Source organism: Enterococcus sp. 10F3_DIV0382, from assembly GCF_002140245.1.
Lineage (GTDB): Bacteria > Bacillota > Bacilli > Lactobacillales > Enterococcaceae > Enterococcus_B > Enterococcus_B lactis.
This window is the reverse complement of sequence record NZ_NGMF01000003.1, coordinates 88,232-102,150: the sequence shown is the minus strand read 5'-3', so window position 1 is coordinate 102,150 and position 13,919 is coordinate 88,232. Positions and strand designations below refer to the sequence as shown.

The 13,919-nt window shown below is 37.0% G+C and carries 20 protein-coding genes and 3 pseudogenes; 19 read left to right on the top strand and 4 right to left on the bottom strand.

What is annotated here, in order from left to right:
• Positions 1–17 precede the first annotated feature (17 nt).
• The 7 genes from A5849_RS13800 (at position 18) to A5849_RS13775 (ending at position 6,223) form a co-directional block, all read left to right on the top strand.
• A complete protein-coding gene (locus A5849_RS13800) occupies positions 18–1,487 on the top strand; it encodes a toprim domain-containing protein (protein WP_002307527.1) in 1,470 nt (489 codons plus the stop codon).
• A gap of 10 nt (positions 1,488–1,497) precedes the next feature.
• Positions 1,498–3,702, top strand: a complete 2,205-nt coding sequence (topB, locus tag A5849_RS13795) for a type IA DNA topoisomerase (RefSeq protein ID WP_002307526.1) — start codon at positions 1,498–1,500, stop codon at positions 3,700–3,702.
• A 15-nt stretch (positions 3,703–3,717) separates the two neighbouring features.
• Positions 3,718–3,867, top strand: coding sequence for a hypothetical protein (locus A5849_RS15015; protein ID WP_002295632.1), 150 nt, complete (start codon positions 3,718–3,720; stop codon positions 3,865–3,867).
• Between the two features lie 80 nt (positions 3,868–3,947).
• Positions 3,948–4,544, top strand: a complete 597-nt coding sequence (locus A5849_RS13790; protein ID WP_002295629.1) for a type IV toxin-antitoxin system AbiEi family antitoxin domain-containing protein — start codon at positions 3,948–3,950, stop codon at positions 4,542–4,544.
• Between the two features lie 12 nt (positions 4,545–4,556).
• The gene (locus A5849_RS13785) at positions 4,557–5,405 is read left to right on the top strand and encodes a nucleotidyl transferase AbiEii/AbiGii toxin family protein (RefSeq protein WP_081140129.1); all 849 of its coding nucleotides are present in this window, start codon (positions 4,557–4,559) and stop codon (positions 5,403–5,405) included.
• Positions 5,406–5,458: 53 nt separating this feature from the next.
• Positions 5,459–5,944, top strand: a complete 486-nt coding sequence (ssb, locus tag A5849_RS13780; protein ID WP_081140127.1) for a single-stranded DNA-binding protein — start codon at positions 5,459–5,461, stop codon at positions 5,942–5,944.
• A gap of 21 nt (positions 5,945–5,965) precedes the next feature.
• Positions 5,966–6,223, top strand: a complete 258-nt coding sequence (locus tag A5849_RS13775) for a hypothetical protein (RefSeq protein WP_002295625.1) — start codon at positions 5,966–5,968, stop codon at positions 6,221–6,223.
• Between the two features lie 158 nt (positions 6,224–6,381).
• Here A5849_RS13775 and A5849_RS13770 read toward each other — a convergent pair whose 3' ends face one another.
• Entirely contained in the window at positions 6,382–6,504 is a 123-nt protein-coding gene (locus tag A5849_RS13770) for a putative holin-like toxin (protein ID WP_002295624.1), read from the bottom strand.
• Positions 6,505–6,658: 154 nt separating this feature from the next.
• Between A5849_RS13770 and A5849_RS13765 the strand changes: the two genes are divergently transcribed.
• The 4 genes from A5849_RS13765 to A5849_RS13750 all read left to right on the top strand — a co-directional run bounded on the left by A5849_RS13765 (position 6,659) and on the right by A5849_RS13750 (position 8,248).
• On the top strand, positions 6,659–6,919 hold the full coding sequence (locus tag A5849_RS13765) for a hypothetical protein (RefSeq protein WP_002295623.1): 261 nt from the start codon (positions 6,659–6,661) through the stop codon (positions 6,917–6,919).
• A 445-nt stretch (positions 6,920–7,364) separates the two neighbouring features.
• The gene (locus tag A5849_RS13760) at positions 7,365–7,571 is read left to right on the top strand and encodes a hypothetical protein (protein WP_002325537.1); all 207 of its coding nucleotides are present in this window, start codon (positions 7,365–7,367) and stop codon (positions 7,569–7,571) included.
• Positions 7,571–7,795 (top strand): hypothetical protein, encoded by a 225-nt coding sequence (locus A5849_RS13755; protein ID WP_010777181.1) that lies wholly within the window; start codon positions 7,571–7,573, stop codon positions 7,793–7,795. The genes A5849_RS13760 and A5849_RS13755 overlap by 1 nt, the downstream gene beginning before the upstream one ends.
• Before the next feature lie 15 nt (positions 7,796–7,810).
• Positions 7,811–8,248 carry a hypothetical protein gene (locus A5849_RS13750; RefSeq protein ID WP_002287515.1) on the top strand — a complete coding sequence of 146 codons (438 nt, stop codon included), beginning with the start codon at positions 7,811–7,813 and terminating at the stop codon, positions 8,246–8,248.
• Positions 8,249–8,358: 110 nt separating this feature from the next.
• On the opposite strand, the gene A5849_RS15375 is transcribed toward A5849_RS13750, so the two are convergent.
• On the bottom strand, positions 8,359–8,595 hold the full coding sequence (locus A5849_RS15375; protein WP_306297812.1) for a hypothetical protein: 237 nt from the start codon (positions 8,593–8,595) through the stop codon (positions 8,359–8,361).
• A gap of 97 nt (positions 8,596–8,692) precedes the next feature.
• On the opposite strand from A5849_RS15375, the gene A5849_RS15010 reads away from it, so the two are divergent.
• The 5 genes and pseudogenes from A5849_RS15010 to A5849_RS13725 all read left to right on the top strand — a co-directional run bounded on the left by A5849_RS15010 (position 8,693) and on the right by A5849_RS13725 (position 10,937).
• Positions 8,693–8,863, top strand: a complete 171-nt coding sequence (locus A5849_RS15010; RefSeq protein WP_002293544.1) for a hypothetical protein — start codon at positions 8,693–8,695, stop codon at positions 8,861–8,863.
• Between the two features lie 74 nt (positions 8,864–8,937).
• The gene (locus tag A5849_RS13740) at positions 8,938–9,333 is read left to right on the top strand and encodes a hypothetical protein (RefSeq protein WP_002293546.1); all 396 of its coding nucleotides are present in this window, start codon (positions 8,938–8,940) and stop codon (positions 9,331–9,333) included.
• On the top strand, positions 9,315–9,548 hold the full coding sequence (locus A5849_RS13735) for a hypothetical protein (RefSeq protein ID WP_010777180.1): 234 nt from the start codon (positions 9,315–9,317) through the stop codon (positions 9,546–9,548). Before A5849_RS13740 ends, A5849_RS13735 begins: the two co-directional genes overlap by 19 nt.
• Positions 9,549–9,670: 122 nt before the next feature.
• Positions 9,671–10,384, top strand: a pseudogene (locus A5849_RS13730) (IS982 family transposase); the annotation flags it as partial.
• A 55-nt stretch (positions 10,385–10,439) separates the two neighbouring features.
• A complete protein-coding gene (locus A5849_RS13725; protein ID WP_002295755.1) occupies positions 10,440–10,937 on the top strand; it encodes a GNAT family N-acetyltransferase in 498 nt (165 codons plus the stop codon).
• A 36-nt stretch (positions 10,938–10,973) separates the two neighbouring features.
• Here the strand turns inward: A5849_RS13725 and A5849_RS13720 are convergent, their stop codons facing one another.
• Together A5849_RS13720 and A5849_RS13715 are read right to left on the bottom strand one after the other, a co-directional pair.
• Positions 10,974–11,669 carry a PHP domain-containing protein gene (locus A5849_RS13720; protein WP_086310169.1) on the bottom strand — a complete coding sequence of 232 codons (696 nt, stop codon included), beginning with the start codon at positions 11,667–11,669 and terminating at the stop codon, positions 10,974–10,976.
• A gap of 230 nt (positions 11,670–11,899) precedes the next feature.
• Positions 11,900–12,214, bottom strand: a pseudogene (locus tag A5849_RS13715) (transposase); the annotation flags it as partial.
• A 72-nt stretch (positions 12,215–12,286) separates the two neighbouring features.
• Here A5849_RS13715 and A5849_RS13710 point away from each other — a divergent pair.
• The 3 genes and pseudogenes from A5849_RS13710 to A5849_RS13700 all read left to right on the top strand — a co-directional run.
• Positions 12,287–12,523: a hypothetical protein gene (locus tag A5849_RS13710; RefSeq protein WP_002341366.1), complete on the top strand. Its 237-nt coding sequence runs from the start codon at positions 12,287–12,289 to the stop codon at positions 12,521–12,523.
• A 218-nt stretch (positions 12,524–12,741) separates the two neighbouring features.
• On the top strand, positions 12,742–12,933 hold the full coding sequence (locus A5849_RS13705) for a hypothetical protein (RefSeq protein WP_002314345.1): 192 nt from the start codon (positions 12,742–12,744) through the stop codon (positions 12,931–12,933).
• A gap of 427 nt (positions 12,934–13,360) precedes the next feature.
• Positions 13,361–13,919 (top strand): annotated as a pseudogene (locus A5849_RS13700) (replication protein RepR); the annotation flags it as partial.

The window sequence follows — 13,919 nt, the reverse complement described above, 5'->3', positions numbered from 1 at the left end:
TTTTGGGAGGTTTTAAAATGACCGAGAAAAAAATGAGTCTTATTGATCGATGTAAACAGATCGATATAGTGGATTTTGCTCGAAACAATGGAATGGCTGTAGTCAATAAAGGACGAGACTATCGCTTAGAAGACCATGATTCATTTGTTTTTGATCGAAGAAAACAACGTTTTTATTGGAACAGTCAAAATATTAGTGGCGACATTATTGAATTAGCTAAACTTTTTTTCATAGACAAAGAGATCCAAGACCCTAAGCAACAATTTAAAGCAGCCACTGATTTTATTCTAAAGAATGAAGACAAAACAGAACGAGTGGAAAATCTTCATTTTGAGACAGAAAAGTACAAAGATCACCCCGTGGATTATCAACCACTCACAGAAAAAGGAAGGAATTATCTGAAGGAAGAACGAAAACTACCAGAGTGGCTGATTGATTATGCAGAAAAAGAAGGGTTAATTGCTGAACTAAAGCCGAAACATGAACGGCAAAATTTTTTAGTTGGAGACGACCGTTTAGATCATGCAGTTGCTTTTTTATGGAAAGATCCACTGACAGGAGAGACAGTAGGGGCAAGTTATCAAGGAACGATCGTCGATTTTAATCGTTTCGGTAAACGGGGAACGTATAAACACATTGACAAGAATCCTACGCCAAATCACGGATTTAATTTAAAAATAGGCGATCCGAAGCATTTAAAATTCTTTGAAAGTAGTATTGATCTGTTAAGTTACGCTGCATTGAATCGGGAGAAACTACAAGATGCCTGGTTAGTTTCGATGGACGGGTTAAAACATCATGTAATCAGTCATTACGTTGAAGAGTCGATTTCTGAATTAAGTCGAAAACAAACATTTCCTCAATCGATTGAAGTATGTGTGGACAATGATCGTGCAGGACATATTTTTTATGAAAAAGAACAGATGAAGGGAATCGTTGATCCTTTTACCAATAAGAAAATCCGTTGTGAGCGAGGAATTCCAAATGATTGGCAAGTACCTAAAGAATACAAAGCTACTTATGAAGCAGTCGCAAAAGAAATGAGTGTTGAACCTGAAGCAATTATGGCCATACACAAAACTGAAACTAATTTACAGCTGACAAATCAATTGGTGTCTGCTCATGATGTTCAATCTACGTTTGGAAAGATGTTGGCGAAGGGCGAACCAGTAGAAACAATTGATTTGAAAGAAGCATGTACCACGGTCGCGAAGGAACTGAAAGTATGTGAACGCGCAGATGGAACATACAACTTTGATCGTTTTTATAGTAGAAAAGCCAACATAAAAGACGTTAATGCAGGAATCCTTCTTTCCTATAAAGCAGAACAATACTACAAAGGCTATAAAAAGCATGAACATGAATTTGTACCTGAAGTGAAAAAGGATTGGAATGATCAATTGAAGCATGAGATCCAGCAACAAGAAATCAGAAAGCAAAAACGTGCGATGTTGTTTCAACAAGGCAGACAACAAGAAAGGGAGTGAAGTCGTCACTATGAAAACCGTCATTTTAGCAGAAAAACCGTCACAAGCGAAGGCTTATGCCGATAGCTTTTCTAAAGCTACCCGAAAAGATGGGTATTTTGAGATCCAAGATCGATTGTTTACAGGAGAAACTGTGATCACGTATGGTTTTGGTCATTTAGTCGAGTTAGATTCGCCCGATATGTACGATGAAAAATGGAAACAATGGGCATTAGAACATTTGCCTATTTTCCCCAATCAATACCACTATCATGTTCCTAAAGATAAGAAAAAGCAGTTTAGTGTCGTCAAACGACAGCTGCAGTCAGCTGATACGATTGTGATCGCGACTGATAGCGATCGTGAAGGGGAGCTGATTGCCTGGTCAATCATTCAACAAGCAGGCGCCAATCAAGGAAAAACCTTTAAAAGACTTTGGATCAACTCCTTAGAAAAAGAAGCCATTTATCAGGGATTCCAACAGTTACGAGACGCAGAAGAGACCTATCCAAAATTTGAAGAAGCACAAGCACGTCAGATCGCCGATTGGTTAATTGGGATGAACGGTAGCCCACTGTATAGTTTACTCTTGCAGCAAAAAGGCATACCAGGAAGTTTTTCTTTAGGTAGAGTCCAAACCCCAACACTCTATATGATTTATCAATTGCAGGAAAAGATTAGAAACTTCCAAAAAGAACCATATTTTGAAGGAAAAGCCCAAGTAATCGCTCAAAATGGCGCATTTGATGCGAAGCTTGATCCAAATGAAACCCAAGCGACACAAGAAGCATTTGAAGCCTATTTAAAAGAAAAAGGTGTTCAATTAGGAAAACAGCCAGGTACGATCCTTCAAGTCGAAACAGAGAAAAAAAGTGCGGCTAGCCCACGTCTTTTTTCTTTATCGATCCTTCAGTCTAAAATGAATCAACTCATGAAAGCTAGTGCCAAAGATACTTTGGAAGCCATGCAAGGGTTGTATGAAGGAAAATATCTAAGCTATCCGCGAACGGATACCCCTTATATTACGGAAGGGGAATATGCGTATCTGTTGGATCACTTAGACGAATACAAGCATTTTTTAAAAGCCGAAGCGATTCCGACTCCTATTCATACACCGAATAGTCGGTATGTGAATAATAAGAAAGTCCAGGAACATTACGCGATCATTCCTACAAAAACGGTTATGACAGCAGCGGCTTTTGAACAACTAAGTCCACTGCAGCAGGCTATTTATGAACAAGTGTTAAAAACAACGGTGGCCATGTTTGCGGAAAAGTATACCTATGAAGAAACAACGATCTTGACGCAAGTTCAGCAGCTTCAGTTAAAGGCAATCGGAAAGGTGCCGCTAGATCTAGGTTGGAAGAAGTTATTTGGAAAAGAGAGCGACGGAAAAGAGAAGGAAGAAGAGCCGCTACTTCCTAAAGTGACAAAAGGAGAAATGGTGACGGTGGATCTACAAGTTCTTGAAAAAGAAACCAAGCCACCACAACCTTATACCGAAGGTACGTTGATCACTGCAATGAAAACAGCTGGGAAAACCGTGGATAGTGAAGAAGCGCAATCCATATTGAAAGAAGTGGAAGGAATCGGTACAGAAGCGACACGGGCGAATATTATTGAAACCTTGAAACAAAAGGAATATATCAAGGTAGAGAAAAATAAGCTCGTGGTGACGAATAAAGGGATTTTGCTTTGCCAAGCCGTGGAAAAAGAGCCGCTGCTTACGAGCGCCGAAATGACCGCCAAATGGGAAAGCTACTTGTTAAAGATCGGTGAACGAAAAGGAACACAAACCACTTTTCTAGCCAATATCCAAAAATTTGTCTCTCACTTATTGGAAGTCGTACCAGGGCAAATCCAATCCACTGATTTTGGATCGACGTTACAAGAAGTGAAAGCAGCCAGTGAAAAGCAAGAAGCCGCGCGTCATTTAGGAATTTGTCCAAAATGCCAGGAACAAGAAGTCTTGCTCTATCAAAAGGTGGCAGCTTGTACGTCTGAAGCCTGTGATTTTAAATTATGGACAACGATTGCCAAAAAGAAACTCACAGCGACACAGCTGAAGGAGATCATTCAAAATAGCCGAACAAGCCAACCAGTGAAAGGGTTAAAAGGTCAGAAGGGTTCATTTGAAGCAACGATTGTTTTAAAAGAAGACTTCACTACAGGCTTTGAATTTTCTGAAAAGAAAAAAACGAACTTCAAGAAAAGAACACGCCGCACTGCAAAATAATGGAGGGTTAATCTTATGCGTAATACCACACACAAACAACAAGAAATCGAAAATCAAAAAGCCAAAATTCGTTCAGAACAGGAAAAAATGCGTGCCAGCAAACGAAGACTGCAGCAATTGAAGAACCAGCAGAGGATTCAAAAAGAAATCGAATTAGATCGATAAAATCTTCCTAACTATTGTATACGTATAAACTTATGTTATACTGTTTTTATAAGTTTATACGTATACAAAGGAGGGAGAAAATGACAAAAGCAATGGTATACAAGCTGCTAGAAGAATTTAATGGAACTTTGGCTTTGAAGGATGCCAAAAAAGCGGGCATTTCTCCTGTGACGATCAAACGTATGGTAGATCGAGGGGAGCTGGATCGAGAGTATCCAGGTTTTTTCACCTTACCTGGTCAATTTCCTGATGAATTGTTTATGGCGCAAAAAAAATATGAACGCGGCATTATTTCACATATTACCGCGTTAGATTTGTATGATTTAACAGATATGATCCCTAGACAGATCGATCTGACTGTACCTTACGGTTATCACGTTTCTGAAAAAGGATTGAAGGAATTCGCAGTTGAGCTACACTATACAAAAGCGGAATGGTATGAATTAGGTAAGATTGAAATAAAAAGTCGCTATGGGAATCCTATTATAGCTTATGATACAGAAAGAACTTTATGTGACATTTGGAATCCCTGGTATACCGTTGAGGATGAAATCAAAGTAAAAGCAATCAAAAACTATATGGAGTCGGACAGAAAAAATCTTAGAAAATTGAATGAGTATCGACGAATTTTACCAACAGACAAAACGATGCGTTCTTATATTATGGCTTTAAATTAAAGGAGAAGATACATGACACCTACGCAGTTAAAAGCAAAAGTGAAGAATATTTCTAGAGAAAAAGAAGTTGATCCGCAGCTTGTTTTAAGACATTTTATGATGGAAAAATTCTTGGAAAAAATCTCAGAGTCTCCTTATCGTGAAAATTTTGTGTTAAAAGGCGGCTTCTTGATTGGCTCAAAGTATGGCATTGAAAATCGCACAACCAAAGATATTGATACGACTTTACAGGAAATGAAAGTAACCAAAGAAACATTAACAACGGTTCTAAACGAAATTTTTTCAACGCCGACGAAAGAAGGCATTCAATTTGAGATTCAAGGAATGAAAGAAACGAGAGAAACCGATTACTATCCAGGATTTAGCTTACGTGTGCTGGCACATTTGGAAAACATGCGGCCAGATTTTAAGGTAGATGTGACTACAGGTGACTCGATCTATCCTGCAACGATCACTCACAGTCATAAATTGATGTTTGAGGATCGAACGATTCCTTTGGAATCCTATCCTACAGAACAAATTATTGCTGAAAAATTAAGTGCAACCTTTGATTTTTTAACAGATAATTCGAGAGGAAAAGATTTTTATGATCTCTATACTATTCCTAAAATGGAGAAGATCGATGAGAAGACCTTGAAAGATAGTGTGAGAAATACATTTACACGTCGAGGAAAAACTGATCCGTTAAAGATATACTATGAAAAGGATATGGATGTACTGAAAAATAGTCACGAGCTAAAAGATACCTGGAAGAAATATCAAAAAAGCAATCCTTATGCTGCATCGATCACGTACGATGAGACAATGGATTCGATTAGTAATTTGATGGAAAAAGTGATTCACGTCGAAGAAAAAGAGTAAAAACTAGCTTATCAAAGACACCAACAGATGAATAGAGAAATGGAGAGATAAAGATGATTAATAATGTGACATTAGTAGGACGCTTAACCAAAGATCCTGATTTACGTTATACCGCAAGTGATACTGCAGTAGCGACTTTTACCCTAGCCGTCAACCGAAATTTCACGAATCAAAACGGCAATCGAGAAGCCGATTTTATTAACTGCGTGATTTGGCGCAAACCAGCAGAAACAATGGCGACATTAGCTAAAAAAGGTAGCTTGATTGGTGTAGTTGGGCGGATTCAAACGCGGACTTACGACAACCAGCAAGGACAACGTGTATATGTGACTGAAGTTGTAGCAGATAACTTTCAACTATTAGAAAGTAAAGCAGCGACAGAGAGCCGTGCGCACGCTGATCAATCGTCCACCAGTCCAAGCACCGCCACCTTCGAACAACGGGATACAGCGACGCCTAACAACAATGGATTGAACGCTTCACAGAATCCATTTGGTGGACAATCAATCGATATTAGCGATGATGATCTACCGTTTTAGTTTGAGAAAGAAGGAGTAAGCATGGCAAAAAAAATTAGTCTGACGATGGATCTATTGATACCCGTAATTGCATTTATAGACGGGATTTCTTTGGGCGTCACTGAAAATCCTTTGGTAAATAGAATTGCGAAAGGATCACTATTTCTTGTATTCGTGTATCTTGTCTGTTCTTATCTTTTAAAAAGAGCAGGAAAGGATAATTCCTTTTGGCGATTGACTAAAGTCACAGTAGCAGCGACAGCTGTTATACTTACGGCTATTCTACCGCTTTATATGTAGAGTTAACGGGAAATCGTTGAACTTCTTGCGAAATATTGCTATAATGAACATGAAAAAGAGGAGTTGCGCTAACAACCCCTCATTAACAGCACCGATTAAAGAACGGTGGCAGAATATTAGTTATTTGGAAATAACCGCTGACCTGCTAAAGTAGACGGTTATTTCTTTTTGTCATTTTTAAGCATATTTACAATCAAACTAATCAAAGCAATGGTAAACATACCAAAACCAAGAATGGTTTGAATTGTCTCATATGCGGACAAAAGGCTTACTCCTTTCATAGATTTTAGCACTTACATTCATAAGCACCACCACCTTTCCAGAAGTCGCCACCGTCTTCAAACTTTACTGTCTTGACTATTATAGCATATCTAAAATCGAATAAAAATTCTCAATTTTAACTGTTTTTGCTATAATTTTAGCGAGGTGATCGTGATGAACAAATATGTTGGTTTGCTTGATAAAATCCGAGTAATAAAAACACAACCATTATTGGTTCGCTTTACTTTACAAACAATTCATGAATCGATTAATTGTGTAGTTGCAGATATTGAAATTATCGATAAATTGTTAATTATGGATGATGGAAAATACAATATTGCCGTCACAGGTCATTTCAATAAACGGAATCAATTAGTCATTGAATCGATGCAAATTAGAAACCCTGATCATTTTACGCGATCAATGGGCATATAAATAAAAGAAGAGCTGCAATCCTAATGTAGGACTGCAGCTCTTTTTGTTTTACATAGAAACAAGAAAAATGAAAAGGCCTTTTTAGGAAGGCGCGAGCGCCTTCTCAATTGAAAAACCTCTCTCACTCCAACCGCCACCGCCGTTCGAGAAGAAAGGAAGTGAACATTGCACGTTCATTAAGATAAAGGGTCTTGCAAAGCAAGACAAAATAGAAAAAACTTCCTCTCACCAAAAGGTTCGTTCCTGTTCGTTATCTCTTTATTGATTTGCCAGACCGGCAACAAGTTGCCTTTTATCACCAAAAAGCGACAAGGACAAGGGTAAATGGCACGCTGCGCGCCCTTGTCCTTGTCGCTTTTCGTTGATTCATTCTGGCCAACAAATCAATAAAGAAAGAACTAACGAAAAGAAGTAAACCCTTTCCTAAGAGGAGGCAGAATCAATCATGCGAAAGAAATTTGATTATTGGGGTGTTCCCTTCAGCGAATTATTCCCAAACTATCATGCACCACATACTGTCGAATGCGATTGTGGACAAAGAGCGAAATGTATCAAAAGTTATCGTTTGTATCAATGTCCAACATGCGGAAAAAAATACACCTTGTCTTATGGCGATTATATTTTGATTGATGAGAAAGGAAAGAAACGCTGATGAAAACACAACACAAATTATTGACTGTAAAAGAAGTCATTTCTGAAAAAGTAGCAGAAGCTTTACTTATTCCGCGGTACTGGACGATAGAAACCCCTTTAGTAGAGGATGCACCGACTATGCTATTTGAAGACCTAGTGAAGATTGCAGGATATGAACTGCATTATCAAGAAAACTTGGAAACTTATGAAAACGAATATTGGTTAACCAAATTAGAGAACTAAAAAGGAGAAAAAAATATGGCTCAAAATTACTATGACGAATTTGTCAAATTACCTTTGGATAAAATGGCACAAAAAATGGAGGATATGACGTTCCTATACAACGAAACACGTGTTCCAAAAAAACATTATAAAGAAAAATTGTCGGTAGCTGTGGAAGAAATGATTGAATCAGGTGTCGAAATGAATCTTATTGCGACGTACTATCGAACACTGGAAGAACTGAAAAAGCAAAATGCAAAATGGTTTTTCCAAGCCTTACTATGCTTGGAAGTAGGTGTCAAACCAAGCACTATTAAACCTTCTGAATACCAAGCTTTAGAACTAACGTATGCGAAATTTATTGAAACGAAAAAAGCCAAGACTGTTTCAAGTGAATGGTTAGATTATTTTGAAAATATCAATAAGTATGGCGCATATTACACCATGAAAAAGGAAGACAACGAAAATGAATAAGGTGATTTATCAACTAACAACGGATTACATATCAACGATTTGAAAGAAAAAAAGGTCAATAATCATTTATACTGAAAAGTGAGAATGTGTGGAATAAGGACAAAAAAAGCCTAGTAACTAAGGGAATGGTTCTTATTTCGCACCAATCGCTCCAACCGCCCCCGCCGCTTAGGTGGTGCGAAATAAACGGGCAAAGTCCGATAACTTAAGAGAAAGAAGGTGATCCATTTGAACAAGATTATTCCCTTATTGTTAGTACTGTTTGTTGGCGAAATACTTATGCGAGATAGTGCAGCTGTACAGTTAAACCTCGCTGTATTTTTGGTAATACTGGTGTTTTGTTTGATCTTTTGGCGGTTTGTATTAGTCCTCGTGAGTCTACTATTCAAGATGATTGCAGCCATATTTTTCATGGGGTTATTTCGATGAAAGGAGAGAGTACCAATGCCAATTGCAATAGGAAATAAACGGTTACCCGTGACATTAGATGAAAAGAGACAAAAAGAATTGCAGCAACTAAAGCAGAAGTACGGCAAAAGTGAATCCAGGATTATGTGTATTGCGTTAGATTTATTGATTGCCAAGAAAAAGCAGGATTTGAGGTACCAGCACTAAGAAAGTGACGTCACTTTTTATACTAAAACCTAAAAGTGATATCACTTTTAGACAATGGAAAAGGTGGAAATAAGATGAAGAAAAAACAAACTAAACTATCGTTAGCAGATATTTTAACACAGTTAACCGCAACTGAAGATGGTGTTGTAGAATTTGAACGATCTGAAATTTCGGTAGTAGATGATCGTTACTTTAAAATGCCTTACTTTTTTGACCAAGCAAAGGTCATTTGCCTTTGTGGCTACGATGGGGTACGTGATTACTTTGGAATTAGAATTACTGAAGAAAAAGTCGTTTGGGTAAACAATCATACAGAATTAGGTGCGCTAGCCTTTGAAGGAACTGTATTGGACAATATCTCTATTGTATTCGAGGAAGAAAGCTTTACGCTTGAATGCGATAAGTTAACCCGATATATCGATCCAAAATTCTATGAGGATAAAAACCTGGCATGGGAACTGGCTTTATAGACAGAGTGCTAGTGCAAGTAAAGGAAGAAAGGAAGATCACCATGAAATACAATTTATTAGACCATAAGCGAATGTGGGTAGAGAAATTAGAGGAAGACTTAGAACAGTTGGAATTGTTAGGTCATAATAAGACTTCAACGGTGTATAAAGAAGGACTAAAACGAACGAAAAAAGCACAAAAAGAACTAGCAACACTGTGGATAGGCTACAATTAACTAGACAGAAAAATTAAGGTGTGTAGACTAGAAGAAAACATACCAGGAGGAATTTTTATGTCTAAGAGAACACGAAGAACTTTTTCACAAGAATTCAAGCAACAAATCGTCAATCTTTACTTAGCTGGAAAGCCACGTATAGAGCGGTTTGTTCCGTCTTATTTCCTAATGGTGACTTTCCTAGTAGGAGTCGATTCACTCGCTTAAGTTTAAACTTAGCTTACACTATCAAGATTATTCGATACTTTTTCATCAAGAAGCTCACCAAAGGTGAACTAGTCGGAATTATAGATAGTTTTCCTAGTCCATTATGTAAACCAGTTAGAAATAGACAAGCAAAACTATTGAATCAAATAGCCAAAGTTGGCTATAACTCAACAAAAAAATCTTATTTTTATGGTCTTAAAATTCATATAATCGTTACTAAGACTGGCTTTCCGATTACTTACTCAATCACGAATCCAGGTGTCCATGACGTGAAAGTGTTAGAGACTTTATCGGAAGAAGCGAATCTTCCCAATATCCTAGGGGACAAAGGATATATTAGCCATAAAATCCATGAAAAGCTTGCCCTTAAGGGCATTACTATATCCGTTCCGCCACGTAAAAACATGGATAAATCAGAAAAACTAGACCACAGCTTACTTGGAAAACAAAGAAAAACAGTTGAGACTGTTTTTTCTTCCTTAGAAAAATTAGGTTGTCAAAATTTCAACTCACGTTCTGTTAAAGTGCTAGAGAGTAGATTTGAAAGCATATTACTGGCTTACAGTGTTCTATTAAGTCGAGCACAACGACGTTTTGAAGGAACTTTGAGATATTCTTTAGGATATTAAAATTAACTAGCCCCACGGGTGATTTATAGTATACTATGTCAAAAGGAGGAGTTAGATGAACAATCAAATCACACTAGCGTATTTAGATTATGATGATCTAGATGCTTTACAAGTTGTAAGTGTTGTCAGTTTTTATGAATCGTTTATCGATGGCGCAGATCCACTTGATATGCAAGGATATTTACAGACACAATTGACAACTGAAATATTGGCAGTAGAATTGGCACAGTCAACCAGTAAATTTATTGGTATTAAGGATCATCAAATACTCATTGGTTATATGAAAGTCAATGATGAAAAAGATGCTATAGAGATTCAACGGCTCTATCTGCTCAAAGATTATCAAAACAAAGGGTTAGGGCAACGGTTACTCGATGAAGCGAATCGTTATGCTAAAACGAAACAAAAACGTTATTTACGTTTGACTGTTTATGAAAAAAATCATGCAGGTATTCGTTTTTATGAACGTCATGGATTTAAAAAAATCGGGATCAAACATTTTCCTTTAGGAAAACAAGATCGTATTTGTCCGATTTTAGAAAAAGAAATCTAAAAAAACGTCCTCACTTTTGATGCTGAGGACGTTTTTTTAGACTGGTAATGGAACCATAATTCGCTTTCCTTTTTGATAAATCGCTAATTCCGTCACACCTTTTGCTTTTAACAGAGCAAAAAGATCATCGAAATGGAAACGGAAATGTTCAAGGTAATGCCCATCTGATCCAACACTAAACAAGGTACCACCACATGAAAGATATAAATCGATGACATATTCATATAACGCTAAATTGTCATACAAGTAAGCGCTCTTAGCATTTAATTCGAATGCCAATTTATTTTTGATTACTTGATCTAGAATCGGTAAAAACTGCGCTTCATATTGTTTAAATTCAGCAACGGATAGACCAAATACCCGAAAACCATAGTCAAAATGAGCAAAGACATCTGCTTCTATAACAACTAGTGCTTCTGAAAGTTGTGCAAAATACAGAGGAATCACAATAGCAGGATCCATATCTTTGACTTCGTCATCTAAATAATCAAATTGACCATTATGATGCACACTGAGTAATTTTAAATCGTAATCTTTATCGGCTAAATAGTCGATGATCCGATCCTTTTCAGAAGCGATGTAACCGATTTCGATGCCTTTTAAAACACGATTGCCAAAACGCTTATTTAAGCTATCGATTGTTTGACTGTACATTTCATAATCGGGGATATCATCGACTTTAGTAACAGGATTGGCTAAGTCAAAATGTTCAGTATATTTTGATGAACGCATATGTAGTCCTCATTTCTTGGGAGTTTTGAGACTACTATATGCGTTTTTTTGTTGATTTACCAACATGTTTAGACATTTTCCTCTAGGAAAAAATTAACTAGCACCACGGGTCTAATTTAGTAATAAAGGTTAGCTTCTTTTGCATATATGATGGTTTTAAGACCTTAAAAAGAGAGTATAAAATATTTTGTGTAAATGAAATGCCTCCGTACATATAATATGTAGTTAATTTAAATAAAGGATGATTCCAGGGTGTCCTGAAGTCCTTTGAATCCGCGATGGATTCGCTTCATAGACTTCTCGTTGTAGACATTAAACTGAGAAACCAGGAATCGATCCAGTGAATCTTCCGTTGGAAATTGTTCTTTGTGGTTGATGTTGCGTTTGAGATGTTTGTTAAAGTTCTCAATGAAGTTGGTTGAATACAATGAACCGCGAATAGCTGGTGGGAAATCCATGAAAGTGAGCAGATTCGGCATTTTAAGCAGATTTTTGATTAACTTGGGATAGGTCTGATGCCAGTTGTTGGCGAAGTCATTCAATTTTCGTACCTGGCATGACATTTAGTGGGACTTCTGAACGAAATGAAGTTGATTACTGATGAATATAACTAGGAAATGACGCAATCGATTGGGGATATGGACCTTGAAGATGCCAAAATTAGCATAGAAGATCTAAGTGTTTATACGAACGATGATCAAACCTATTTCGTCGTTTTTGATCTCAAATATGAAGGATTGGATTCAAATCAAGTCCTTGTTTATGTAGCATCCGATCACGTTAGTTATTCCAATATAATCGATCATTATGAGCTAATCGCAACAAATACCAAATTAAAAAAGTGGAATAGATGATGGCTATTTTCGAAAAAGTCTCTTACTTTATTTCTATCGATCATCGGTAAAGTATCGTCGGTCGGTCACAAATCAAGTCAAACACCTGGAACGGGTGACGAGCAATGAATTTGATCAATTCAAAAATAAAGTAGCTTTTGAAAAGCTGCAGCGTGAAATCGAACAAGCAAAAATGAGTCAAGAGTCAGACCTATTCAATTAGGAGAAAGAGGAAAGTCATGGAAAATTATTACTTTATCAATAGCGTGGATCCAGAGAACCAAATGATGCGTATTCAAGAAGTGGGTGCTGGCGAAATGAGTGCGCAACAGGTACGTATCACGAAAGAGGATGCCGATGTTTATTCTTTAATGTTGGATGAAGCAACGCAAGAAGGGGAGCCGCTGATCGTTCAGCTGGATCTAAAATAAAGTCAAAATCAGCCGTAGAAAAAATTTTTTCGACCAGTACAAATAAAAACCGATTTTCTTTTTTTAGAAAGTCGGCTTTTAATAACGAAGCTAATTTAGTTGAAGTAGTTGCTCAATAATCGAAGAGCTGCCTGGTAAAAATAAAAGTAGACTACCTATGACTAACAAGATCCCTAAAACAAAACAGGCTATTACGAATTTGGTTGATCTAGATACTTCTTTATTTGAAACACTTATGATCAACAAAGTTATACCGACAGCTAACGTTAAAAAATACCAAAATCCCATTGTTATCGCCCACTTTCTTTGAATAGTTTTTACTTTCAAACTGTTTAATAAATTTTATCATAGACAAGAAGAACTAATCCTTGTACAAGAAAAATATATGTAAAGTTTAAACTTTCTTATACTATATAGGTTGAATTAAATACTTTACATCCGCACGCACAGTCGGTCAATCACTACCAAGCCAGGTAAAAGCAAAGGGGCTATTTTTGCGTATCGCTCAAAATCAAGCATGATTGGCGGACGTGGCGTTGTTCTGACTTCCGAAGAAGCGATTCACGAAAACAAAGATACATTTACGCATTGGACACCCAACGTTTATCGTTATGGAACATATGCAGACGAAAATCGCTCATATACTAAAGGGCATTCTGAAAATAATTTAAGACAAATCAATACATTCTTTATTGATTTTGATATTCACACGGCAAAAGAAACTATTTCAGCAAGCGATATTTTAACAACAGCGATTGATTTAGGTTTTATGCCTACGTTGATTATCAAATCTGATAAAGGTTATCAAGCATATTTTGTTTTAGAAACGCCAGTCTATGTGACTTCAAAATCAGAATTTAAATCTGTCAAAGCAGCCAAAATAATCTCGCAAAATATCCGAGAATATTTTGGAAAGTCTTTGCCAGTTGATCTAACTTGCAATCATTTTGGGATTGCTCGTATACCAAGAACGGACAATGTAGAAT